Genomic DNA, 23,868 nt, shown 5'->3' with positions numbered 1-23,868 from the left:
CCGCGGTCGGTGCGCCGGCGGATCTCCTTTGCCGGTCAGTGCGGGCCGAGGAAGCGGAGCACGGCCAGGACACGGCGGTGGTCGGCCTCGTCGGGTGGCAGATCGAGCTTGGCGAAGATGTTGTTCACGTGCTTGGCCACCGCGCTGTCGCTGACCTTGAGCGCGGCGGCGATGGCGGCGTTGGACCGGCCCTCCGCCATCAGCCCGAGTACGTCCCGCTCCCGCGGAGTGAGTCGTTCGAGCGGGTCGTTGTGCCGACGCAACAGCAGCTGGGAGACGACCTCGGGGTCGAGCGCGGTACCGCCGGCGGCCACCCGGCGCAGGGAGTCGACGAAGTCCTCCACATCGGTGACCCGTTCCTTGAGCAGGTAGCCGATACCCGAGGTGTTGGCGGTCAGCAGGTCCACCGCGTAGCGCTCCTCGACGTACTGGGACAGCAACAGCACGGCCACCTCCGGCCACTGCCGGCGGATGACCAGCGCCGCACGCACCCCCTCGTCCGAGTAGCCCGGAGGCATCCGCACATCCACGACCACCACGTCGGGCCGGCTCGTCTCGACCGCGGCCAGCAGCGCCTCGGCATCGCCCACCACATCGGTGACCTCGAAGCCCATGGTCTCCAGCACGCGCACCAGCCCGAGCCGGAGGAGAACGGAGTCCTCCGCGATCACCGCCCGCACGGCAGCTCCGCGGTGATCACCGTGGGGCCCCCGAGCGGGCTGCTCAGGAGCAGGCGCCCGTCCACCGAGCCGACACGCCGGCGCAGACCTGCCAGACCGGTGCCGCGCGCGGCGTCGGCACCCCCCACACCGTCGTCGGTCACGGTCACGCGGAGAAGATCGGAGACACAGCCGACGGTGACCTCCACCCGCGAGGCGCGGGCGTGCTTCGTGACATTGGCCAGTGCCTCGGACACCACGAAGTAGGCGACCGCTTCCACGGTCGGCGACGGGCGGCGGGGCAGGTCCACCCGTAGTCGGACCGGGACCGGGGAGCGAGCGGCGACACCGGACAACGCGGCGTCGAGCCCGCGGTCGTCCAGGACGGCCGGGTGCAACCCGCGGGCGAGGTCGCGCAGTTCGGCGATGGCCTCCTTCGCCTCCAGGTGCGCCTCATCGAGGACCCGACAGACTTCCTCGGGCAGATCGGTGAGGGTGGCCCGGGCGAGGCCGAGGTTGATCGCCAGGGACACCAGGCGTTGCTGCGCACCGTCGTGCAGATCCCGTTCGATGCGCCGTCGTTCCGCGTCGGCGGCGTCGGCCAGGCCCGCCCGGCTCTCCGTCAGGTTCTCCACCCGCTTCGCCAACTGCGCCCGCGTGGGCCCGAGCAGCGCCAGCGCGGCACCGGCGTCGAGCCGGGCGACGGTCCGCGAGGTGAGCATCGCCAGCAGCAACAGGATCAGGCCCCCCGCCGTCAGGCCCGTGGCGTCGGCGGGATAGCCGACCTGGCTCGTCCGGTCACCCCCCGGTACCGCCCACGCCCACGCATACGCGCTCGCCGCTGCCGCGCCGGCCAGCCACAGGGCGACGACCAGCAGGCCGCCGAGCGCCGCGGCGGGGGCGGCCACGAGGTGGTAGGCGAGTTGCCGCCAGGTGATCCGGGAGGCCAGGAGCCGGACCGGCCGGAACAGCGCGCGGGTACCGGAAGACCGTGATCCCGCCGCCTGTCCGTCGTCAGCGGGGGTGACCACCACGCCACGCAGGACCCGCAGCCGCCAGCGCTGCAGCGTGGTCTGAGGACGCGTCAGGAGCGCGAGCAGCACCAGCGAGGTACCGAGGGCGAGGATCAGGGAAGGCAGGGCCTTCGGGTTGACCAGCACCGAGGACACGGCCTTCGGACTGATGAACAGGCAGGACACCGACAGGACCGCCAGGGTGGGAAGGCAGACCAGCACCCCTGCGAGCACGAAGCGGGTGTCCAGCAGCACCCGCGCCCACCATGACTCCCACCCAGTACGGGCACTGCCCAGGAAGGTACGCACGTCCGGCGGACCCGGTTCGGTCATGTGCCCCAGGATAGGCCAGCCCTGCCCAGGCCGTCGGTCCCGCCGGCACCAGGATCCGGGGTGTACCCAGCACCACCATGGAGCCGGAATGCCACGTTACTGACACGCTGTTCCTCGATGGCGACCCTGGTCGGGACGGCAGACACCTGCCGAGGGACGACGCCAGGAGGCGTGCATGACCATCCGAAGCTGTCCGCCGCCCGACCGCCTCTCCCCGGCCGCCGGCACCGCGGCCCACCCGGGCTCCGAGCCTCTCGTGCGGGACAGGCGCGGGCAGACGGGGAGCGCGAACGCCGCCGCAGCGGATCCCTTAGCCCGCGGTGTTCGGGCCTCACGACAGGCCGGGCGGGCCGGCCCCGGTCGGCGCCGGGCGGGGTTCGCATTGGTCGGCATGGGCGTGGCGATGCTTCCGTGGCTCGTCTTCCTGGCGGTCACGCTGCCCCGCAGCGCGCATGCCGCGCACTGGTCCCTCGCGTGGGTCGGGCTGGACGCCGCCGAAGCGCTCGGGCTGACGGCGACGGGATCACTGCTGCGGCGCGCTCACCCGACGGCCGCGCTGACGGGGACCGCCACCGCCACGCTGTTGCTGGTCGACGCCTGGTTCGACGTCACCACGGCCGCTTCGTCGGCCGATCGCCTCCTCGCCGTGGCCATGGCCGCCGGCGCCGAGATCCCGCTGGCCGTGCTCTGCGCCGTGCTCGCCGTCGGCGCGACGGGCACCGGCGGGGTGGCCGGGTTCGAGCGCGGACGCGACGACGCAGCCGGCGCGGTCCGCCCGGACCGGCACCGGCCGGCACAACGGAACGGTTGCCCGGCGAGTGCTGATTCGGCTACCACAGCATCACACACCCGGAGCTCGAAGGAGCGTGCTGGTGACAACGCATGACATGGATCTCCTGGGGCCGATACCCGAGGCGTTGCGCTCGGCGACCGGCGGGGTCGCGTCGATCGTCACTCCGGCCGGAGACCGCATGTGGCTCGTGCGCGACTACGCGCTGTCCCGCTTCGTACTGACGGACCGTCGTTTCAGCCGCTCGGACGCGGTCACGGCGCAGGCGCCGAAGCTGCTCGACGCGGAACCCGTACCCGAATCGATCATGAGCATGGACGGCGAGGAGCACGCCCGGCTGCGACGCACCACGGCCGGCGCCTTCACCACACACCGGATCGCGGCGATGGCACCGTTCATCGAACGGCTCACCGACGAACTCCTCGACCGCATGGCTGTCTCCGAGGCACCCGTCGACTTCGTCTCCACGGTCGCGGCCCACCTTCCGCTCACGGTCCTGTGCGCATTGCTGGGCGTGCCGGAGGAGGACAGCGACCGCTTCAAAGGCTGGGTCGAGGTGCTGTTCGACATCGCCTCCGGACCGGAGACCCAGTACCGCCGCCGACTGGAACTGGCGCGCTACATCACCCGGCTGCTGGGCGACAAGCGGCGCGACCCGCAGGAGGACCTGCTCAGCACTCTCCTCGGTGAGCAGGAGGCGGGCCGGCTGTCCAAGACGGAGACCCTCACCATGGGCCTGACCCTGCTCATGGCCGGATTCCAGTCCACGATCGGCCAGATCGGCCTGATGGTGCTGTCGATCCTGTCCGATCCGCCCACCGCCGCCCAGCTCAGGGAGCGGCCGGAGCTGGTGCCCCATGCGGTGGAGGAGGCCATGCGGCTCAACCCCGCCTCGCTGATCAGCTTCCCGCGTATCGCGCTCGAACCGGTGCGTCTCGGCGACGTCGTGGTCGGGACCGGGGAGGCGGTCATCGTGTCGTTCCTGGACGCCAACCGCGACGGGAAGGTGTTCGAGGATCCCATGCGGCCGGCCCTGGAGGACCGCAACCCCGGTCATATCGCGTTCGGCCACGGCGCGCACCGGTGCCTGGGCGCCCCGCTGGCCACCCTCCAACTGCGTATCGTGCTGACCCGGTTGTTGCACCGGTTCCCGACGCTGCGGCTCGCCGCCGTCCCCGAACCCGTGACGTGGAAGGAGGGCCTCGCCACCCGCGGCCTGTCCCGGCTGATGGTGGCCTGGGACACCGAGCGGACCGGGGAAGGGGCACGATGACGGTGTCGTCCGCCTGGGGCGCGGCGGAGCGTCCGCCGATCTGCCTGGTGCTGGGCACGGGCCGCTGCGGGTCGACCGCGCTGTCCGACGTGCTGCGCGAACACCCCGACGTCCTGAGCGTGTCCGAGCTCTTCGCCGGGCTGCGCGGCCGCAACCTCGCCGAACGCGAGATGGACGGCGCCGATTTCTGGAGGCTGCTGAGTACTCCCCATCGGGCGGACTCCACGCTGCTGCGCTTCAAGGTGGCCCCCGAAGTGACCTACCCGGTCTTCGAACCCCGCCCCGGGGCAAGCCGGTTCGCGTGGCCTGCCGAGCTGCCCCCTGTCGCGGGAGTCACCCTGCCCCATCTGACCGACCGCCCGGACGATTTGTACGCGGTGCTGGAGGCACAGGCACCCACGCTGCCCCGGCAGCCGCTGTCGGAGCACCTGTGGTGGCTGTTCGAGACGCTGTCCGGCGGGCGCCGGCCCGGCGTCGTCGTGGAACGATCGGGCGGATCTCTCGGCCAGACGGCCGCACTGCTGCGGTTGTTCCCCGACGCGCGCGTCATCCACATGTTCCGCGACGGCCGCGAGTGCGCGCTGTCGATGAGCCGGCATCCGCGTTTCAAACTCACGGCCATCCAGGCCATGTTGAGCGCCGCGTTCGGGTACGACCCGTACGCGGAGGAGCCCGGCACCCCCGAACCCCCGTCGGGGGTGCCGGCCGGGCACGGGACACTCACCGAACTGGCCCCCGGCCGGCTGACCCGGGCCGCCTTCGACCGCTTCGACGTTCCGCTGGCCAGGTACGGACTGATGTGGTCGAACATGGTCGCCGCGGGGTTCCCCGCCCTGCCGCCGGAACCCCGGCTGCTCTCCCTCGACTACGGCGACCTGGTCCGCGGCCCACGGGAGAGCATCCGCGCGCTCTTCGCCTTCCTCGGCGTGGCCCGCGACCTCGCCCGTGAGGACCGGCAGGCCGCCGGCATCACGAAAGGCCGTGACGCGCGGTCCGAGGTCGACGAGCGGGAGTGGGCGGAACTGACCCGCTCGTGCCGCATGGGGATGAACCGGCTCTACGGGCGGGGCGCCTGGCACTGACCGCTGCGGGCATGCCGTTCAAGTGATCGAGCGCCGCAGTTGAACGATGGGCGCCGCGCAGACCCCCACGGCAGAATCCCACCGTGCCGGCGTTCGCGGCCCGGGCCCGAACCGGCTGAATCCCGGCTGCGTGCCCGGCGCGTACGAGCGCCTAGGGGCCGCCGGGGTATCCGCGGACGGGGGGAACCATGCTGGACACGAGGCCGGAGCAACGCCGGGACGCTGCCGTCGTGGTCGGTCTCGGAGCCTGTCTGCCGCCGCGTGCGGTCACCAACGCGGAGCTCAGCACCGAACTCGACACGTCCGATGCCTGGATCGTCAGCCGTACCGGCATCCGGCAGCGGCACGTGGTCGACCCGGGTACCGCCACCGGCGACCTCGCCACCGAGGCGGGCGCCCGGGCGTTGAAGTCGGCGGGCGTCGACTCGGTCGACTTCGTCGTCCTGGCCACGGCCACGCCCGACCGCCCGTGCCCGGCGACCGCCCCCGAGGTGGCGTCCCGGCTCGGCATGACCGGGACGCCCGCCTTCGACCTGTCGGCCGTCTGCACCGGATTCGTGTACGGGCTCGCCACCGCCGCCGGACTGCTGAGCACCGGCGCCGCCCGGCGCGTTCTGCTGATCGGCGCGGACACGTTCTCCACGATCGTCCACCCCGACGACCGGTCCAGCCGGGTCGTGTTCGGGGACGGCGCGGGGGCCGTCGTGCTCCGTGCCGGTGACGCGCGGGAGCCTGGCGCGCTGGGGCCGATGGATCTGGGCAGCGACGGCACCCTCGGCGAGCTGATCATGATTCCCGACGGCGGTTCCCGGTCGCGGTCCGGGGATCCCGCGGCCCGGGAACTCGGCTACTTCACCATGCACGGTCGCTCGGTCTTCCGTGCCGCCGTGGAGCGGATGACCGCGTCCTCGCGGGCGGTCCTCGAACGCCGCGGCTGGACGCCCGGCGACGTGGACTGCCTGGTGCCCCATCAGGCGAACGCCCGGATCACCGACGCCGTCGGCGAGCGGCTGGGCATCCCGCCCGAGCGCCGGGTGAGCAACGTCGAGCGCGTGGGCAACACCGCCGCCGCCTCCATCCCGCTGGCCCTCGCCGACGCCGTCGCCCGAGGGGCCCTCCGCGCGGGCGCCCGCGTCCTGCTGACCGCGTTCGGCGGGGGAGCGACCTGGGGCTCTACGGCGGTGGTCTGGCCGGACATCGTCGTGCAGTGACCGCAATCACCTTCGTCGTCCTGGAGGAGTGCTATGAACGCCATCGAGGAGCGTCTGGCCGCGCTGCTGACCTCGAGATTCGGCCTGTCCGCCGCGGTGGACCCGGACCTGACGTTCGGCGAGCTGGACATCGACTCGATCAGCCTGGTGGAACTCGCGATGATTTCCCAGGAGGAGTTCGGAGTGAGCGTCGGTGACGACGACTTCACCGCCCGGCACACGGTGCGGACGGCCGCAGCCCTCCTGGCCAGTAAGGGCGCGGGCGTCTGATGCCCACCCCGCGCGGCCGTTTCGACGTCGCCGTCACCGGCCTCGGCCTGGTGACGGCGGCGGGCGTCGGCACTGAGGAGACCTGGCGCACCGCGCTGGCCGGCATCTCCACCGCGAGCACCGATCCGGAGCTGGACGGGGTACCCGTCGATTTCTCCTACCGGGTCCCCGGCTTCGACGGCGACCGGCTGCTCGGCCGTCGCCTGGCGTTCCGCCTCGACCGGCACGTCCAGTTCGGCCTGGCCGCCGCCCGTGAGGCGGTCGCCGACTCGGCGTTGGACACCTCGGCCTGGGAACCGGCGCGCGTCGGTGTCGTGATGGGCACCGCACTGGGCGGCATGATCGCCTGGGAGCGCGAGAGCCGCAGGATCCTCGAACACGGCCCGGCGAACGTCTCCCCGCGACTCATTCCGCAGGCCGCCGTGAACATGGTGGCCGGCGAGATCGCCATCGACCTGGGCGCGGCGGGCCCCAACCTCGTCACCTCCACCGCCTGCGCCTCCGGCGCCACCGCCCTCGGCACGGCCCGGGAACTGCTGCGGTCGGGGGTCTGCGATGTCGTACTGGCCGGGGGAGCGGAGGCGAGCGTCTGCCCGCTGGTGGTCGCCCCCTTCGCCCGCATGGGCGCCCTGTCCGTCCGGCGCGACGACCCCGCCGCGGCCTCCCGGCCGTTCGACGCGGACCGCGACGGGTTCGTGATCGGGGAGGGCGCCGCGGTGCTGGTCCTCGAACGGACGGCGCACGCCGAGGCGCGGGGCGCCCGGGTGTACGCCCGGCTCAGCGGGTACGGCGCCTCGGCCGACGGAACGCATCCGAACCTGCCCGATCCCGACGGACTCGGGGTCGAGAGGGCGGTGACTGCGGCGCTGCGCGACGCGGCGCTCTCCCCCGCGGACGTCGACCACGTCAACGCCCACGGCACGGCCACCCCGCTCAACGACGAGGTGGAGGCCCGGACGATGCGCCGCCTGCTCGGGGAACGTCCGCTCCTCACGTCCACCAAGGGCGTCACCGGCCACGCGCTCGGCGCCGCCGGGGCGATCGAGGCGGCGGTGACGGCGCTCACCCTCGCCCACGGCAGCGTTCCGCCCACCGCCAACCTGGCGTCCCTGGACCCGGCCGTCGACATGGACGTCGTCGCTAAGGCCGCGAGAACCCTGCCCGTCGAGGTGGCGCTCAGCAATTCGTTCGGGTTCGGCGGCCAGAACGCGGTCCTCGTCATGACCCGCGCCTAGCAAGTGTCCAGCGATGTGGAGGCACCGAACATGAAGGCATCCGTCGACGCCGCGTCGCCGGCCGCAGCAGCGGCATGGGACCCGCTGGCCGGACGTTCCCTCGGCCCCGCCCTCGACGGTGCGCGGCTGGCCGAGGGCTGGACGCGCCGGGACACGCTCAGCGGGCGCCTGCTGCTGCGGGCGCTGCAGGAGATGGGGGCGTTCACCGAGGCCGGTGAGGAGCGGCGGAGCGCCACCCTGACCGACGATCTCGGCGTGGCGCCGGCGCACCGGAGCCTCTGGGACGCGTTGCTGGAGATCCTCGTCGCCGCCGGGCACCTCGAACGCGACGGGGACACCGTCCGGGCCACCGGCATCGTCCGGGATCTCGCCGGACGGGACCTGACGGCGGAGAGCGCCGAACTCGTCGCCGCGTACCCCGAAGTGGCCGCGCAGGTGGAGCTGACCAGGATCTGTCTCGGCGAGTATCCGAGGCTCCTGCGCGGTGAGACCAAACCGATCTCGGTGCTGTTCCCCGGCTGGTCGATGGAGAAGGTCGAGCGCGTCTACCGCGGCGACCCGGTCTCCGATCGCCTCAACGAACTCGTCGCCCAGGCCGTGGCCGCCCACGTGGACGCCGGCGCCGGACCCGCGCCGCGGCGGATCCTCGAGGTCGGAGCCGGTACCGGAGGCACGACGGCCGAGCTGCTGTCGGCGGTGCCGCCCGAGGCCGGCCGTCTGCACTACGTGTACTCGGACATCTCCGCGAGCTTCCTGCGTTACGGGCGGCAGCAGTTCGGCGCGACGGGCCCCGGCATGGAGTTCAGGCTCCTGGACATCGAAGGCGACCTCGCCGCGCAGGGCTGCGAGGACGGTGAGTTCGACGTCGTCGTGGCGGCCAACGTCCTGCATGCCACCCGGGAGTTGCGGCCCACGCTGGCCAACGTGCGGCGCTTGCTGCGCCCCGGCGGCCGGCTGGTACTGCGGGAGATCACGTCGCCGCTGGTGTTCACCACCCTCACCTTCGGTCTGCTGGAAGGGTGGTGGCGCACAGAGGACGCCGACACGCGGATTCCGCGCACGCCGCTCGCCGACCGGGCCACCTGGGCGGCGCTGCTGGCCGAGGTGGGATTCGGCCGAGTGGCGGTGCTGGCGCCCGCCGAGACCGGGCAGGACGTGCTCGGGCAGCACGTGATCGTCGCCGAGAACTGACCCGATTCTTACCTCGACCCCATGGGGCCGGAGAGCTCTCTCTCCGGCCCCTCACCTGCGTGTTCGGCCCGAAGTGCCCCGCCCTGCCGAGCAGTTGACGCCTGCTATGGTAGCGGTTAGCTATATGGATAGCCGTTAGCTAAGGGGGATCGTGAGGCAGGAAGTGGTGCTCGCCCTGCTGGCCAAGACGTCGGCATACGGGTATCAGCTGCGCGTGAGCTTGCGGGACGCCCTCGGGCCGCTGGGCGACTCGATGAACGCCGGCCAGATCTACGTCACGCTCACCCGGCTGGAGAAGGTGGGCCTCGTCTCTTCGGAGCAGGACCCCGGCCTTCCGGACCGACCGGACCGCAAGGTCTACTCGATCACGGCGAAGGGCCAGGAGCGGGTCCACGACTGGATCAACGAAGTCAGCTGGCCCAAGCCGGACCTGACCGAATTCCACCTCAAGCTGGTCGCCGCCGCCAAGGCGGGACTCGCCGACCCCGTGGCGATCGTGAACGCCCAGCGGCGCGAGCTCCTGCAGCGGCTGCGGGACACCCAACGCGCGGCCATGGAAAGAGCCGACGACTCCGACCCCGCGGCGCTGCTGCTCACCGGGATCGTGCTGCGGCTCCAGGCAGATCTGCGCTGGCTCGATGCCTGCGAACAGAGTTGGAGTGGTCGAAAGGTGAACAACCCATGACAGACAAGAACAACTGCGTGCTGCGAGCCTCCGGGCTGCGCATGGAGTACGGAGCGGGCGACGGCCTCGTGCGCGCGGTCGACGACTTCTCCCTCGACGTGGCGCCGGGGGAGACCGTGGCCGTCACCGGCCCCAGCGGCTGCGGGAAATCGACGCTGCTGCACCTGCTCGGCGGCCTGGACCGGCCCTCCTCCGGCGAGATCTGGCTGGCAGGCCAGCGCATGGACCAGATGACCGAGCGGGGGCTCGCCGGGCTGCGCCGGGAGTCGATCGGATTCGTCTTCCAGGCGTTCCACCTCATGGAGGAACTGACGGCCCTGGAGAACGTGGAGCTGCCCGCGCTGCTCGCCGGCGGCTCGGCGCGCACCGCCCGGCATCGGGCGGAGAACCTCCTCGACCGTGTGGGACTCGGCGACCGCGCCGGGCATCTGCCGTCCCAGCTCTCGGGCGGCCAGCGGCAACGCGTGGCCGTGGCCCGCGCCCTGGTGAACGAGCCGGTCGTCGTCCTCGCGGACGAGCCGACGGGCAACCTCGACAGCGAGGCCATGCTCGACGTCCTGCGCCTCTTCGACGACCTGCACGAGGCGGGCCAGACCCTGGTCATCGTCACCCACGACCAGCGCATCGCCGCCACCGCGGACGTCCTGGTCACCATGCGCGACGGCAAGATGGTCAGCCAGACCAGGCTGTCCGGGGACGGCCAGCGGCGCCGGCTCGGCGAACTCGCGGGTCTGGGGGAGTAACAACATGGGACGAATCCGGCTCGTGCTGCGGCTCGCAGCCCGGGACCTGCGCCGTCGGCGCGCCGAAGCGGTCCTGCTGCTCCTGGCGTTCACCGCCGCGATGACGACCCTGACCCTGGGGCTCGTACTCAACAACGTCACCGACCAGCCGTACCAGCAGACACGGGGCGCGACGGCCGGGCCGGACATCATCGCGCTCTCCTACCCCTCGGCCGCCGACGCCTCCTCAGGCACGGTGCCCGGCCTGGCCGAACTGGCCACGGACCCCGCCGTCACCGCCACCAGCGGCCCCTTCCCGGCGACCTGGACGCCGTTGGAGGCCAAGGGCCACAAGGCCGGTGCCCAGGTCGTCGGACGAGACACCGGGACCACCCGGGTCGACCAGCCGAAGATCACATCCGGCACCTGGCTGGGCGGCACCGGCTCCGCCGTGGTCGAACGGAGCTTCGCCGAGTCCGTCGGCATCGCGGTGGGTGACACCGTACGGCTGAACGACCGGCCGTTCCGGGTGTCCGGCATCGCCGTGACGGCCGCGGTCCCGCCCTACCCCCAGGTGTGCACGTCGGGCTGTGAGCAGGACACCACCCGGCAACAGGGCGAGGAGACCGGACAGATCTGGGTGACGCAGGCCGCCGCCCGCAGCCTGGCGACACAGGCACACCCCCTGTACTACTTCCTCAACCTCAGGCTCGCGCACGCCGACGACGCCGACGCGTTCATGGCCGCCCACCCGCCGACGTCCGACCGGTCCGGGCCGTTCATGAACAGCTGGCGCAACATCAGCGACCAGGACACCAAGCTGGTGGAGGTCGAACGGCGCGACCTGCTGATCGGCAGCTGGCTGCTGGGACTCCTCGCGGTCGCCAGCGTGGCCGTCCTGGTCGGCGGCCGGATGGCGGACCAGGTCCGGCGCGTCGGACTGCTCAAGGCGGTCGGTGCCACCCCCGGGACGGTCGCCGGGGTGCTGCTCGCCGAATACGTCGCCCTCGCCCTGGTCGCCTCGGGCATCGGCATCCTGCTCGGATGGCTGGCCGCCCCGTTGCTGACCGATCCCGGGGCCGGGCTGATCGGCACCGCCGGGGCTCCGTCGATCACCGTCGGCGCGGTACTGACCGTCGTCGCCGTGGCGGTGGCGGTGGCGGTGGCCTCCACCCTCCGTCCCGCGGTGCGCGCCGCGCGTAGCAGCACCGTACGGGCGCTGGCGGACTCCGCCCGCCCGTCGAAACGGGTTCCGCTGCTGATCGCACTCTCGGCCCGACTGCCCGTGACCATGCTGCTGGGTATCCGCCTCACCGCACGGCGCCCGCGCCGCGCCCTCCTCGGCATCGCGAGCGTCACCATCACGGTGAGCGCACTGGTCGCCGTACTCACCTCGCGGGCCCATGTGCGGGCCGAAGGCGCGGTCGGCATGGACAACCCCCAGTTCGACCGGCTGAGCGACGTGTTGCTGACACTGACGGTGATGCTGGTCGCGCTGGCCGCGGTGAACGTCATCTTCATCACCTGGGCCACGGTGCTCGACGCCCGCCATGCTTCGGCGCTCAGCCGCGCGCTGGGGGCCACACCACGGCAGGTCAGCGCGGGACTGTCGGCTGCGCAGGTCCTGCCGGCCCTGGTCGGTGCCGTGCTCGGAGTACCCGGCGGGATCGGGCTGTTCGCGCTGGTGCGCCATGGCGGGTCGATGACCTACCCGTCAGCGGTGGAGGTCGCGCTGACCGTGGTGGCGACCGTGCCCGTCGTGGCCGGCCTCACCGCGGCACCGGCCCGGCTCGCGGCACGCCGGCCGGTGGCCGAGGCGCTGCAGTCCGAGTGAGACGGAAGGCGGGCCGGGGCCGGTCCGGACCCGGCCCGCGGATCATTCCGTAGTGAAGGCCAGAGCCACGTTGTGGCCTCCGAATCCGGAGGAATTCGTCAGCGCGGCCCGGATCCCCGGCCCGCCGCGCAACTCGCGCGCGTCGGTGGCGATGTCCAGCCCGAAGGCGACAACGTCCGCGTCCGGCTCGCCGAGGTTGACGGTCGGCGGGGCGAGCGAGGCACGCAGCGCACAGATCGCGGCTACCGCCTCGACCGCCCCCGCCGCGCCCACCATGTGACCGGTCATGGACTTGGTCGCCGTGACGAGCGCCCCGCGCGCGGCGTCGCCCAGGGCCGACCTGATCGCGGCGGCCTCCGCGACGTCTCCCGCGCGCGTGGCGGTGGCGTGCGCGTTGACGTGCACGACCTGCTCCGGTGCCAGGCGGGCGTCCTCCAGCGCCCGCCGCATGGCGGCGGCCAGCCCCGAGCCGTCCGGTTGCGGTACGGCGATGTGGTACGCGTCCGAGGAGTACCCGATCCCGGCCGCGACCGCGTACCCGCTCGCGCCCCGGCGCGCGGCGTGCTCGGCCGACTCCAGCACGATCATTCCGGCACCCTCGGCGAGGACGAAGCCGTCCCTCGACCGGTCGAAGGGGCGGGACGCCGACTCGGGGTCGTCGCACGAGGACAGCGCCTGCATCTTCGAGAACATGCCGCCCCACACGGGCGTCACCGGCGTCTCGGTGCCGCCGGCCAGCACGACGTCGGCCCGGCCGGAGCGGATCATCTCCACGCCGTAGGCGATCGCCTCGGCACCGGAGGCGCACGCGCCGACCGAGGTGTGGCTGCCGGCCCGCGCCCCGATCTCGATGCCGATCCAGTCGGCCGCACTGTTGGGCATGACCCGCGGTGCCGTGTACGGGGACATGGCCCGCCAGCTCTTCGTGGTGAGCAGGCCCCACCCGGCCAGCAAGGAGTCGTAGCCGCCCAGCGCCGTCCCGGCCGAGACACCCAGGCGGTCCGGAGCCACCTCCGGTGCCCCCGCGTCCCGCCACGCCTCTCGCGCGGCGATGAGTGCCAGGTGCGTGCTGCGGTCCATCGTCCGCAGTTCGGTGCGGGTCACCACCGAGGCCGGATCGACGGCCGTGAGGCCGCCGATCCGTACCGGAAGGTCGGCCGACCAGTCGCCGGCCAGCCGGCGGATCCCCGACTTCCCGGCGAGCAGCGCCGACCACGTCGAGGCCACGTCACCGCCGAGCGGCGTCGTCGCGCCCAGACCCGTGACGACGACTCGTGCATCTTCCTGCTGCCGGGCCATGGCCGGTCAGGACCTCGACGAAAGGCTTCGCGCGGTCACCAGCGCCACTCCCGCTGCCCGTAGAGGTGTTCGGCCGGGATGCCGCGGTCGCCGCACCAGGACAGGAACTCGTCGATCTGCTGGAGCTGGTAGGAGTCCTCGTTGTAGCTGGTCGCCATCACGTGCCCCAGCCAGCTCTCCTCGCCCATGGCGTAGATGCAGGCCTCGTGGGCACCGAGCTCCTCCATGATGGCGGCGGCCTGGGCGGCGTTCGAGCCCGACAGGGTCCGTGAGTCGCTCATCTTCTTGGTCACCGGCCGGGTCAGCAGCGCCTGATACAGCCAGGTCAGCGGTGCCCCGGCGCACTCCATGCCCAGGAAGGCGATGTCGACCTCGCCGACGTGCTCGCGCATGTACCGGTAGAGCCCCGGGTCGATCCCGGAGGAGTCCGCCCCGACGAACAGCGTCTTTCCGCCGATGCGCACGCAGTAGGTCGACTTCGCGCGGATGTCGAGGTCCGCGTGCTCACCGAGGAACGGGGTGGCGGTCACCTTGCCGCCGGGGAACTCCACCTCGGCGAAGTCGTCCACCTCGGTGACGGGCAGACCGACACGCTCCAGGTACAGCGCCAGGGACGGGTCGCACAGGTTACCGCGCGAGGAGCGCGGAACGACCACCGTGCCGACGCGACCGCGCAGTTGGAGCAGGGTCTCCAGCACGATGTGGTCCTGGTGCCCGTGCGTGATCATGACGACGTCGATGTAGTCGGGGAGGTCCCGATAGGTGTAGCGATCGGTCGCGGTGCTGTCGCCGTTGATGAACGGGTCGGTGACCAGGGCCGCTTCCGGGGTCTGCATCACCAGGCAGGCATGTCCGAAGTAGCGGATCCGCGCACCGCTGTCGATGTGCCGGTCCGGCGCCAGGTCGGGGGCGTCGATCAGCATCGAGTCCAGGCGGGCCGCACCGGCGTCGTCGAGTTCGAAGGCCTCGCGCAGCGCACCGAGCGTGGTCCCGTGGATCCGGGCGCGGAACAGTTCGGACAGACCCTCGTGCCGGAACGGGATCGGCAGGTCCAGGACGGTCTCGGACGGCAGCCGGGGCGTACTGAGGATGAACGGGCGCTCGACACCGGTCTCCAGCGACAGCTGGACCGATTGCCGGTCCTCCAGGTACGCGGGGCTCATGTACGCGGCGGGTTCGATGAACCGCAGGGTGGGCTGGTTGCTGGTGTCGTAGGCGAGTTCCACCAGACCGGACAGCTCGGTCGGCAGCTTCGGGTACAGCGCGTCGAGTCCGAACCCGGTCGCCCCCTGCCGCAGGATCTCCTCGGCCTCGGCGATCGCCGAGGCGAAGCGGAGCATCGACGCCCGCTCGGTCTTGATCCTGGACAGCAGGTCCTTCACCTCGCCGGCGCGGTCCTCCGGTATGTTCACGAAGAACCCGCCGCGCAGCGCCGGGTTGCTGCTCGCGGCGACGTGCACCTGCGGGTTCTGCAGGTACGACTCCAGCATCGGCACCTGGAGTTTCGCGAGATTCAACGACGCCTGAACCGGCGCCACCGTGTGGTGCCAGGCATAGAATCCGTCGACCAGCGGCTCGATAATGAAGTTGGGGTGCAGATATCTGAATTCTTCACTCATCGCCGACCTCTCACTGATTTTTGTTTTCCGGGTCGCCGGAAGAATGGCGGAGTGCATATCCTTCGGAGTTTCGGGCCACCATGGCACATCGTCTCCGGCGGGGCAACATCCCGCCGACCGCCGGGAATGACGGGTGTTCAAGTGCGGCGGCCGATGCACTTGAACACCCGTCACACCGCCCTGAGCTGCCCGCCGGTCGCTGTCCCCGGCAGCGGTTGAACGGTGTTGATCGCCGCTCGCAGGCTGTGTGACAGTGGTACGCGTCTGCGCCCCGGGCGGGTGTGCGGAGTCCCTGTCATCGACGATGCGGCGGCCTTTCGGACCGTCCGAACCGGTGTCGTCATTCCGGGCTCGCCGAATTCCTGATACGGACGCTACCGGCAGGGGGCCGACCGAGACCGAGAGTCGCGAACGGCAGGACGAGAGGATCTTTCATGGACCAGGTTTCCGTGTCCGAGGGGCTCGATATGCTGAGCGAAGTCCGCGGTTTCCTGGTGTCGTCCGCGGACGTCGAATTCGGATCCGTCGGGCTGGACTCCCTTCAGACGATCGAATGGCTGAGCATGCTCGAGGACCGGCTGGGCTTCTACTTCGACCTCGAGGACCTGGACTTCCACTCCCTGCGCCGGCAGAGCATCGCCGACGTCCTGCAGTTCCTGAACAAGACCGCAGCGGGCGGCTCCCCGGCCTGACGCGGTTTTCGACTCCAGCCTCCCCCGGAACCGGGCGGAACCCACGACGCCCAGCAGCCGAGCAGAGAAGGACGAGCAGATGTCCGGAACCGAAGGCGTTCACCGTGAGCCGATGCCCGGTCAGCTCGGCATCTGGCACGCCCTGCGGCTCGGCCCGGCCGACCCCGTCTACCACCTGGGCCTCTACCTGGACATCCGCGGCCCTCTCGACGCGCGGCTGTTCGAGGAAGCGCTGCGGCGCACGGTGGACGAGGCCGAGGCCTGCCATCTGCGGTTCGCCGAGACGGCCGACGGAGTACGGCAGACCGTCGCACCCCCGGGAGACTGGCCGCTGCACCTGCTGGACGTCGGTTCCATGCCCGATCCCGTCGCCGCGGCGCTGGAGTGGATGTGGGCCGACATGCGCCGCCCCACCGACCTGGCCCGCGGCCCGCTGTTCAGCCACGCTCTCCTGCGCGTCGCGCCGGACCGGCACCTCTGGTACCAGCGCGTGCACCACATCGCCGTGGACGGCTTCAGCACCTCGGTGCTGACAGCCCGTCAGGCCGAGCTGTACACCTCCCTGACCGAGGGCGGCCGGGGCGTGGACGCCGGTTCGCAGCCGCTGTCCGCGCTGCTGGACGCCGACCAGGAGTACCGCTGGTCGGCGGACCACGAACGGGACCGGAACTACTGGCTCGCCGCGCTGGCGGACCCGCCCGCGCCCGCCAGCCTGAGCGGCGGCCCCCGCCGCCGTCCCTCGCGCTTCCCGGTCCGCCACACCGACGTGGTCGACGCCGCCGCCGCGGCCCGCATCCGGTCCGCCGCCGCCCGGCTCTCCTGCAGTGTCAGCGAGCTGGCGGTCCTCAGCGGCGCGCTCATGACCCACCGCAGCACCGGAGCCGAGGACGTCGTCGTCCGGGTACCCGTGCTCGGGCGCTCCGGCGGCCGGCTCCGCCGCGTCCCCGGCATGACCACGAACGTCCTGCCGGTCCGCACGGCGATCCGCCCGGGGACGACGCTCGGGGCCCTGGCCCGCCGGGTGGCGGAGGCGATGCGCGGCGGGCTGCGGCACCAGCGCTACCGCTTCGAGGACATGCTCAGGGACCTCAACCGCGTCGACGAGGGCATCGACTCGGGCCTAGTGATCAACACCGTGCCGAACCCCGGACCGCTGCGCTTCGGCGCCGCCGAGGCAACTGTGCGGCTGCTGGCGGGCGGTGCCGTCGAAGACCTGCGGATCAATGTCGTCGACACGGGCGCCGAAGGCGGCGTGACCGAAGGTGGCATGACCATCACGTTCGATGTGAATCCCGACGTCTACGGCGCCGAGGAAGCCGAGCGGCTGCTGCGCCGGTTCCGCCGCGTCCTGGACTGGGTGAGCTCGGCCGCGCCCACCGACGCCGTAGCCCGCGCGGACCTTCTCGGCGACGACGAGCACGAGCAGGTGACCCGCGCCTGGAACGACACCGCAGACCCCTGCCCGGCCGCCACGGTGCCGGAACAGATCGCACACTGGGCGGCCCGCACCCCGGACGCCATCGCCCTCGCCTGCGGCGACACCTCCGTCACCTACGCCGAGCTGGACGACCGGGCCGAACGGCTGTCCCGGCGGCTGCGGGACGCCGGGGCCGGCGCGGAATCGGTCGTAGGCGTATGCCTTTCGCGTGGCCCGGGAGCGATCGCGGCGATCCTCGCCGTGTGGAAGACGGGCGCCGCCTACCTACCGCTGGACCCGAGCCATCCCGCCGACCGGCTGGCGTTCATGTGCGCCGACAGCCGGTGCGGCCTCCTCGTCACCACCCGCGACCTGGTGGGCGAACTCACCTCTCCCACGGTGGTCCTCCTCGACGATCCGGCGCCGGAGCACAACACTCCGGCGCCCGCCACCCGTCCGGCCGCACCCGAGCGGATCCTGCCGCAGCAGGCCGCGTACGTGATCTACACGTCCGGCTCGACGGGCACGCCCAAGGGCGTCGTGGTCAGCCACTCGGGCATGGCCAACCTGGCGGCGGCCCAGGCGCGGCGCCTCCGGATCGACCCGCACAGCAGGGTCCTGCAGTTCTCCTCGCCCGGCTTCGACGCATCGGTGTGGGACCTGGTGATGGCGCTGTGCCACGGCGCGTGCCTGGTCCTGGCCGGCACGCGGGAGATGCTGCCCGGCGCCGGACTCGAGGACGTCACCGACCGCCATGGGGTCACCCACCTCACCGTTCCGCCCTCCGTCCTCGGAGCCGTGCGGCCAGGCAGGCTCAGCCAGGTGTCGACGCTCGTCGCGGCGGGCGAGGCACTGGGCGCGGACCTCGTCACCCGCTGGGCGGACGGCAGAGACTTCGTCAACGCCTACGGGCCCACGGAGAGTTCGGTGTGCGTCAGCATGACCGCCCCCCTGCGCCCCGGCGACGCACCCCACATGGGCTCTCCCATCGCCAACACCCGGGTGCACGTGCTCGACGGGGCACTGCGGCCGGCGCCCGTCGGGTCGGCCGGTGAACTGTACGTGGCGGGGGCCGGACTCGCCCGCGGCTATCTGGGCCGCCCCTCCCTCACCGCCGCGCGGTTCGTGGCCGATCCGTTCGCCGCGGACGGCACCCGCCTCTACCGCACGGGTGACGTCGTACGGTGGCGGCCGGACGGCACCCTCGAGTTCCTCGGCCGCGCGGACGACCAGGTGAAGATCCGCGGAGTCCGGATCGAGCCGGGAGAGGTCGAGGCCGCCGTCGCCGCCCACCCCGCGGTGGCGCAGGCGGCCGTGGTGGCGCGTCAGGACACGCCGGGCGACCAGCGGCTCGTCGCTTACGTCGTCCCCGAGGCGGACGCGGACGACAGCGCGGCGGCCGTCCGGGAGTACGTCGCGCAGCGCCTGCCCGAGCACATGGTGCCCGCAGCCGTCGTGATGCTGGACGCGCTGCCGCTGACCGTGAACGGAAAGCTGGACCGCGCGGCACTGCCCGCCCCGGACCACACGGCCGCCACGGGGGGACGCGGTCCCGCGACGGCTGCCGAGGAGGCCCTCTGCGCGGTCTTCGCCGACGTACTCGGTCTCGAACGGGTCGGCGCGGACGACGACTTCTTCGCGCTCGGCGGACACTCGCTGCTCGTCACCAGACTCGCCGCCCGGGTCCGGACCGCGCTGGGCGTCGACGTCCGCTTCCAGACCGTGTTCGAAGCACCGACGCCGGCCCGCCTCGCCCGGCACCTGGCCCTCACCGGGGCACCCCCGCGCGAGCCGCTCACGCGCCGCGCACGGCCGGAGCTGCCACCGCTGTCGTTCGCGCAGCAACGCCTGTGGTTCCTCGGCCAACTCGAAGGCGCCAGCCCCTCCTACAACGTGCCGATCGCCCTGCGCATGACCGGCGCCCTGGACGTGACGGCGCTCGAGTCGGCCCTGCGGGACGTACTGGGGCGGCACGAGGCACTGCGCACCATGTTCCCCGCCCAGGACGGCCGGCCCTACCAGCGCGTCGTGGACCTGGACGACCTCGACCGGGCCCTGCCGGTGCGCCACGTCGACGAGGCCGACCTGGACGGACTCGTCGCCGAGGAGGCGGCCCACGCCTTCGACCTCGCCACTGACATCCCGCTGCGGGCCCGCCTGTTCTCGCTCCCACCCGGTGACGAGCATGTGCTCGTGCTGCTGATCCACCACATCGCCATGGACGGCTGGTCGCTGGCGCCGCTCCTGCGTGACCTGTCCCACGCCTACGCCGCCCGGCGCCGGGGCCGGCAGCCGTACTGGAGCCCGCTGCCGGTGCAGTACGCGGACTACGCGCTGTGGCAGCGGGCGAACCTGGGCCGGACGGAAGACCCCGACAGCCCGGCGGCCCGGCAGCTGGCCTTCTGGCGCTCGGCGCTCGCCGGCGCGCCGGGCGAACTGACCCTTCCGACGGACCGGCCACGTCCCGCCGTGGCCGGCGCAGACGCCCACGCGATCACCGTCGACGTACCCGCCGAGGTGCACGGGCGACTCACGGCGCTGGCGCGCGGCCGGGGCGTGACCCTCTTCATGATCATGCAGTCGGCGCTCGCGGCGCTGCTGTCCCGGCTCGGCGCGGGCACGGACATCCCGATCGGTTCGCCGGTGGCCGGCCGGACCGACGAGGCCCTGGACGACCTCGTCGGTTTCTTCGTCAACACCCTGGTCCTGCGCACCGACCTGTCCGGAAACCCGACCTTCACCGACCTACTGGACCGGGTGCGCGCCACCGGCCTCGCCGCGTTCGCGCACCAGGACGTCCCGTTCGAGCGCCTGGTGGAGGAACTGGCACCGGCGCGCTCACTCTCACGCCACCCTCTGTTCCAAGTCATGCTCTCCGGACCGAACACCCCCGAAGCCGCAGTGGAGCTGCCCGGCGTCACCACGACCCCGGCAACGGCCTCGACACCGCCCCGGGCCCGCTTCGACCTCAGCGTCACCGTCGACGAAACCCCCGGCGACACCGCCCGTCCGGCAGCACTCCGCCTCACACTGACCGCGGCAGCCGACCTGTTCGACCCCGAGACGGCCCACCGTCTCGCCGACAGGCTGCTGCGTGTCCTGGAGACCGTCGCGAACGACCCTGCACAGCGCCTCAGCGACCTGGACGTCCTCACCGCACGCGAACGGCACCAGGTGCTCGCCGAATGGAACGGCACGGCGCGACCGGAACGCGGCGCCTCACTGACCGAACTCTACGAGGCACAGGCCGCGCGTCGGCCCGACGCCCCAGCCGTCGTCTTCGACGGCCGCACATCGACGTACGGCGAACTCAACGCCCGCGCCAACCACCTGGCGCACGAACTGATCGACCGGGGCGTCGGACCGGAAAGCCTCGTCGGTGTCCTGATGCCCCGCTCCGCCGACCTGATCGTCGCCGTGTGCGGCGCCCTCAAGGCCGGAGCCGCCTACGTCCCCCTCGACATCGACCACCCGGTGGCACGCCTGCGCACCGTCGCCGCCGATGCGGGCCTCACCGCCGTACTCACCTCCCCCGCCACGGCCGACCACCCCGCGCTCCGGGACGGAGGCTTCGGACCCGGCGTGGACATCGTCCCGGTCGACGCACAGCACCCCGGCACCCGGGAAGACCCCGGAAACCCGCGGCCGCGCACCTCCCCGGCGAACCTCGCCTACGTCATGTTCACCTCGGGCTCGACCGGCACCCCCAAGGGCGTCGCGGTCACCCACGCGAACGTGGTGAACTTCTGCTCGGCCGACTGCTGGCGCGACGACACGGCCGAACGCATCCTGATGCAGGCCAACCACGCCTTCGACGCCTCGACGTACGAACTCTGGGTCCCCCTGCTGCGGGGAGGCTGCCTCGTCGTCGTGCCCTCCGGAGACCTCGACGTCGCCGAGCGGGCGAACCTGATCGCCGAGCACGCCGTCTCCAACGTCACCGCGCCTTCAGGACTGTTCACGGTCCTGGCGGAGGAGTCGCCGCGGATGTTCGCCGGCGTGCGGGAGGTGTCCGTCGGCGGCGACGTGGTGTCGCCGACAGCGGTACGCGCCCTGCTCGAGGCCAACCCGGGCCTTGTCGTCCGCACGACGTACGGCCCGACCGAGACCACCGCGTTCACCACCCAGCTCGCCTTCACCGAGGCCGGCACCGTCCCGGCGACCGTGCCGATCGGAGTTCCGTTCGAGAACACCCGCCTCTACGTTCTCGACGAGTTCCTCCAGCCGGTGGCCCCCGGCGTCGTCGGCGAACTGTACATCGGCGGCGCACAGGTGGCCCGCGGCTACCTCGGCCGCCCCGCCCTGACCGCGGAACGCTTCGTCGCCGACCCCGTCATCGGCGACGGCACCCGCCTCTACCGCACCGGAGACCTGGCGCGCTGGCTGCGCAGCGGGGTCCTCGACTTCGTGCGCCGCGCCGACGACCAGGCGAAGATCCGCGGCTTCCGCGTCGAACCGGGAGAGATAGACGCGGTACTCGCCGAACACCCGCTGGTACGACAGGCGGTGGTCACCGTCCGCGAGGACACACCCGGTGACAAACGGCTCGTCGCCTACGTGCTGACGGACGACGACAGCCACGACGACCTTCCATCTCTACGCGCCCACCTCGCCGCACGCCTCCCCGACTACCTGGTGCCCTCCGCCGTGGTCGCCCTCGACGCCCTGCCGCTCACCGCCAACGGCAAGGTCGACCGCGCCGCCCTGCCAGCCCCGGCCGGCGCGACACACCGGCCGGGGCGGCCGCCGGCGAACCCGGTCGAGGAGATCCTCTGCTCGCTCTTCGCCGAAGTCCTCGACACGGAACACTTCGGCGTCGACGACGACTTCTTCGCACACGGCGGACACTCACTCCTCGCGACCCGCCTGGTCAGCCGCATCCGCACGGCCCTGAACGCCGAACCGACGGTACGACTGCTCTTCGAGGAGCCGACACCGGCCGGCCTGGCCCCGCGCCTCACCTCGACCGGCCCGGCCCGGACCCCGCTCCGGCGCCGGCCGCGGCCCGAACGCCTCGCACCGTCCTTCGCCCAGCAACGACTGTGGTTCCTCTCCCAGTTGGAGGGGCCTCGCTCGGCATACCGCCTGCCGGTCGCCGTACGGCTGCGCGGCTCCCTCGACGTCACCGCACTCCGGGCCGCCTGGCGTGACGTCCTCGGCCGCCACGAAGTGCTCCGTACGCTGTACCCCACCGACGACGGCCGCCCCTACCAGCAGGTCGCGAACGCGGACGATCCACGCTGGCAGGTGACCCTGACCGACACCACCCCGGAGAGGCTCGACGAAGCACTGGCCGCCGAGGCCGACCGGCCGTTCGACCTGGCCACCCAGGCACCCGTCCGTGCCCGGCTCTTCCGCATCGCCCCCGACGAGCACGTGCTGCTCCTGGTGATGCACCACATCGTGACCGACGGCTGGTCGATGGCACCCCTCGCCCGCGACCTGTCGACGGCCTATGCCGCCCGACGCCGGGGCGAAGCACCCGACTGGCCCGAACTCCCCGTCCAGTACGCCGACTTCGCCCTGTGGCAGCGCGACCTGCTCGGCGCGGCCGAGGACCCCGACAGCATCCTCTCCGCACAGATAGACCACTGGCGCGCGGCACTCGCGGGCGCTCCGCAGGAACTGAACCTGCCCACCGACCGGCCTCGCCCCGCCGCCCTCGGCAACCTCGGACACCGCGCACCGATCCACATGCCGGCGGAACTGCACGGGCGGTTGACGGCGCTGGCGCGCAGCAGCGGCGTGACCCTCTTCATGATCATGCAGTCGGCGCTCGCGGCGCTGCTGGGCCGGCTCGGCGCAGGCACGGACATCCCCATCGGTTCCGCCGTCGCCGGCCGGACCGACGAGGCCCTGGACGACCTCGTCGGTTTCTTCGTCAACACCCTGGTCCTGCGCACCGACCTGTCCGGAAACCCGACCTTCACCGAACTTCTCGGCCGCGTACGGGAGTCAGGTCTGACCGCACTGGAACACCAGGACGTCCCGTTCGAGCGCCTGGTGGAGGAACTGGCACCGACGCGCTCACTGTCCCGGCACCCCCTGTTCCAGGTCATGCTCACCGTCCAGAACACCGCCGCGGCGTCCGTCGACCTCGACGGCCTGGAGACCACGCACCTCACCTCGAACCTCGCGGCGTTGTCGCCGTTCGACATCGACATCAAGGTCGTCGAGTCCTTCGACACCGGCGGCACACCAGGCGGCCTCGGTGGCAGCGTCACCGTCAACGCGGACCTGTTCGACGCCCCCGCCGCCGCGACCTTGGCCACACGACTGACCCTCCTCCTCGACGCGATCGCCTCGGAACCGACCCGGCGCATCGCCGAGTTGGCGATTCTCGCGGAGGGGGAGCGGGGTCGGCTGGTGGGGTTGGGGCAGGGGGTGGTGGAGGACTTCGGGTGTGGGTCGGTTGTGGAGTTGTTCGGGCGTCGGGTGGTGGCTGATCCGGGTGCGGTGGCGGTGGTGTGTGGGGGTGTGGCGTTGTCGTATGGGGAGTTGGAGGCGCGGGCGGATCGGCTGGCGTGGTCTTTGCGGGGTTTG

16 protein-coding genes are annotated in these 23,868 nt (G+C 72.1%); 12 read left to right on the top strand and 4 right to left on the bottom strand.

Annotated features, from left to right (window positions below; genetic code table 11):
* Positions 1 to 35 precede the first annotated feature (35 nt).
* Positions 36 to 680 carry a response regulator gene (locus ACFY0P_RS32105; RefSeq protein ID WP_388920922.1) on the bottom strand — a complete coding sequence of 215 codons (645 nt, stop codon included), beginning with the start codon at positions 678 to 680 and terminating at the stop codon, positions 36 to 38.
* A complete protein-coding gene (locus ACFY0P_RS32100; RefSeq protein WP_388920919.1) occupies positions 668 to 2,005 on the bottom strand; it encodes a sensor histidine kinase in 1,338 nt (445 codons plus the stop codon). Before ACFY0P_RS32100 ends, ACFY0P_RS32105 begins: the two co-directional genes overlap by 13 nt.
* A 397-nt stretch (positions 2,006 to 2,402) precedes the next feature.
* Between ACFY0P_RS32100 and ACFY0P_RS32095 the strand changes: the two genes are divergently transcribed.
* The 10 genes from ACFY0P_RS32095 to ACFY0P_RS32050 all read left to right on the top strand — a co-directional run bounded on the left by ACFY0P_RS32095 (position 2,403) and on the right by ACFY0P_RS32050 (position 12,298).
* The gene (locus tag ACFY0P_RS32095; protein ID WP_388920916.1) at positions 2,403 to 2,891 is read left to right on the top strand and encodes a hypothetical protein; all 489 of its coding nucleotides are present in this window, start codon (positions 2,403 to 2,405) and stop codon (positions 2,889 to 2,891) included.
* Positions 2,878 to 4,068: a cytochrome P450 gene (locus ACFY0P_RS32090; protein WP_388920913.1), complete on the top strand. Its 1,191-nt coding sequence runs from the start codon at positions 2,878 to 2,880 to the stop codon at positions 4,066 to 4,068. The genes ACFY0P_RS32095 and ACFY0P_RS32090 overlap by 14 nt, the downstream gene beginning before the upstream one ends.
* Entirely contained in the window at positions 4,065 to 5,150 is a 1,086-nt protein-coding gene (locus ACFY0P_RS32085) for a sulfotransferase (protein WP_388920911.1), read from the top strand. Before ACFY0P_RS32090 ends, ACFY0P_RS32085 begins: the two co-directional genes overlap by 4 nt.
* A 188-nt stretch (positions 5,151 to 5,338) precedes the next feature.
* Complete coding sequence (locus ACFY0P_RS32080; protein ID WP_388920908.1) at positions 5,339 to 6,361, top strand: beta-ketoacyl-ACP synthase III; 1,023 nt, start codon at positions 5,339 to 5,341, stop codon at positions 6,359 to 6,361.
* A gap of 33 nt (positions 6,362 to 6,394) precedes the next feature.
* Positions 6,395 to 6,631: an acyl carrier protein gene (locus ACFY0P_RS32075; protein WP_388920906.1), complete on the top strand. Its 237-nt coding sequence runs from the start codon at positions 6,395 to 6,397 to the stop codon at positions 6,629 to 6,631.
* Positions 6,631 to 7,866, top strand: coding sequence for a beta-ketoacyl-[acyl-carrier-protein] synthase family protein (locus ACFY0P_RS32070; protein ID WP_388920904.1), 1,236 nt, complete (start codon positions 6,631 to 6,633; stop codon positions 7,864 to 7,866). Before ACFY0P_RS32075 ends, ACFY0P_RS32070 begins: the two co-directional genes overlap by 1 nt.
* 30 nt (positions 7,867 to 7,896) lie before the next feature.
* On the top strand, positions 7,897 to 9,057 hold the full coding sequence (locus ACFY0P_RS32065) for a class I SAM-dependent methyltransferase (protein ID WP_388920902.1): 1,161 nt from the start codon (positions 7,897 to 7,899) through the stop codon (positions 9,055 to 9,057).
* Between the two features lie 151 nt (positions 9,058 to 9,208).
* Entirely contained in the window at positions 9,209 to 9,742 is a 534-nt protein-coding gene (locus ACFY0P_RS32060; RefSeq protein WP_388920900.1) for a PadR family transcriptional regulator, read from the top strand.
* Positions 9,739 to 10,485: an ABC transporter ATP-binding protein gene (locus tag ACFY0P_RS32055; protein WP_388920898.1), complete on the top strand. Its 747-nt coding sequence runs from the start codon at positions 9,739 to 9,741 to the stop codon at positions 10,483 to 10,485. The genes ACFY0P_RS32060 and ACFY0P_RS32055 overlap by 4 nt, the downstream gene beginning before the upstream one ends.
* A 4-nt stretch (positions 10,486 to 10,489) precedes the next feature.
* Positions 10,490 to 12,298, top strand: a complete 1,809-nt coding sequence (locus ACFY0P_RS32050; RefSeq protein ID WP_388920896.1) for an FtsX-like permease family protein — start codon at positions 10,490 to 10,492, stop codon at positions 12,296 to 12,298.
* Between the two features lie 42 nt (positions 12,299 to 12,340).
* Here ACFY0P_RS32050 and ACFY0P_RS32045 read toward each other — a convergent pair whose 3' ends face one another.
* The gene (locus tag ACFY0P_RS32045; protein ID WP_388920894.1) at positions 12,341 to 13,597 is read right to left on the bottom strand and encodes a beta-ketoacyl-[acyl-carrier-protein] synthase family protein; all 1,257 of its coding nucleotides are present in this window, start codon (positions 13,595 to 13,597) and stop codon (positions 12,341 to 12,343) included.
* A gap of 35 nt (positions 13,598 to 13,632) precedes the next feature.
* Complete coding sequence (locus ACFY0P_RS32040; protein ID WP_388920892.1) at positions 13,633 to 15,216, bottom strand: MBL fold metallo-hydrolase; 1,584 nt, start codon at positions 15,214 to 15,216, stop codon at positions 13,633 to 13,635.
* 467 nt (positions 15,217 to 15,683) lie between these two features.
* On the opposite strand from ACFY0P_RS32040, the gene ACFY0P_RS32035 reads away from it, so the two are divergent.
* Together ACFY0P_RS32035 and ACFY0P_RS32030 are read left to right on the top strand one after the other, a co-directional pair.
* Complete coding sequence (locus ACFY0P_RS32035) at positions 15,684 to 15,908, top strand: acyl carrier protein (protein ID WP_388920890.1); 225 nt, start codon at positions 15,684 to 15,686, stop codon at positions 15,906 to 15,908.
* A 79-nt stretch (positions 15,909 to 15,987) separates the two neighbouring features.
* The coding region (locus ACFY0P_RS32030; protein ID WP_388920888.1) for an amino acid adenylation domain-containing protein at positions 15,988 to 23,868 on the top strand (7,881 nt) is incomplete at its 3' end.

This window comes from Streptomyces sp. NPDC001714 (genome assembly GCF_042892755.1).
Lineage (GTDB): Bacteria > Actinomycetota > Actinomycetes > Streptomycetales > Streptomycetaceae > Streptomyces.
The sequence above is the reverse complement of the archived record's forward strand: the minus strand, read 5'-3'. Positions and strand labels throughout refer to the sequence as shown.

Coding starts and splice junctions, on each gene's coding strand:
- ACFY0P_RS32100 (WP_388920919.1), bottom strand. CDS start 2,005: ATGACCGAACCGGGTCCGCCGGACGTGCGTACCTTCCTGGGCAGTGCC.
- ACFY0P_RS32085 (WP_388920911.1), top strand. CDS start 4,065: ATGACGGTGTCGTCCGCCTGGGGCGCGGCGGAGCGTCCGCCGATCTGC.
- ACFY0P_RS32080 (WP_388920908.1), top strand. CDS start 5,339: ATGCTGGACACGAGGCCGGAGCAACGCCGGGACGCTGCCGTCGTGGTC.
- ACFY0P_RS32075 (WP_388920906.1), top strand. CDS start 6,395: ATGAACGCCATCGAGGAGCGTCTGGCCGCGCTGCTGACCTCGAGATTC.
- ACFY0P_RS32070 (WP_388920904.1), top strand. CDS start 6,631: ATGCCCACCCCGCGCGGCCGTTTCGACGTCGCCGTCACCGGCCTCGGC.
- ACFY0P_RS32065 (WP_388920902.1), top strand. CDS start 7,897: ATGAAGGCATCCGTCGACGCCGCGTCGCCGGCCGCAGCAGCGGCATGG.
- ACFY0P_RS32055 (WP_388920898.1), top strand. CDS start 9,739: ATGACAGACAAGAACAACTGCGTGCTGCGAGCCTCCGGGCTGCGCATG.
- ACFY0P_RS32050 (WP_388920896.1), top strand. CDS start 10,490: ATGGGACGAATCCGGCTCGTGCTGCGGCTCGCAGCCCGGGACCTGCGC.
- ACFY0P_RS32045 (WP_388920894.1), bottom strand. CDS start 13,597: ATGGCCCGGCAGCAGGAAGATGCACGAGTCGTCGTCACGGGTCTGGGC.
- ACFY0P_RS32040 (WP_388920892.1), bottom strand. CDS start 15,216: ATGAGTGAAGAATTCAGATATCTGCACCCCAACTTCATTATCGAGCCG.
- ACFY0P_RS32035 (WP_388920890.1), top strand. CDS start 15,684: ATGCTGAGCGAAGTCCGCGGTTTCCTGGTGTCGTCCGCGGACGTCGAA.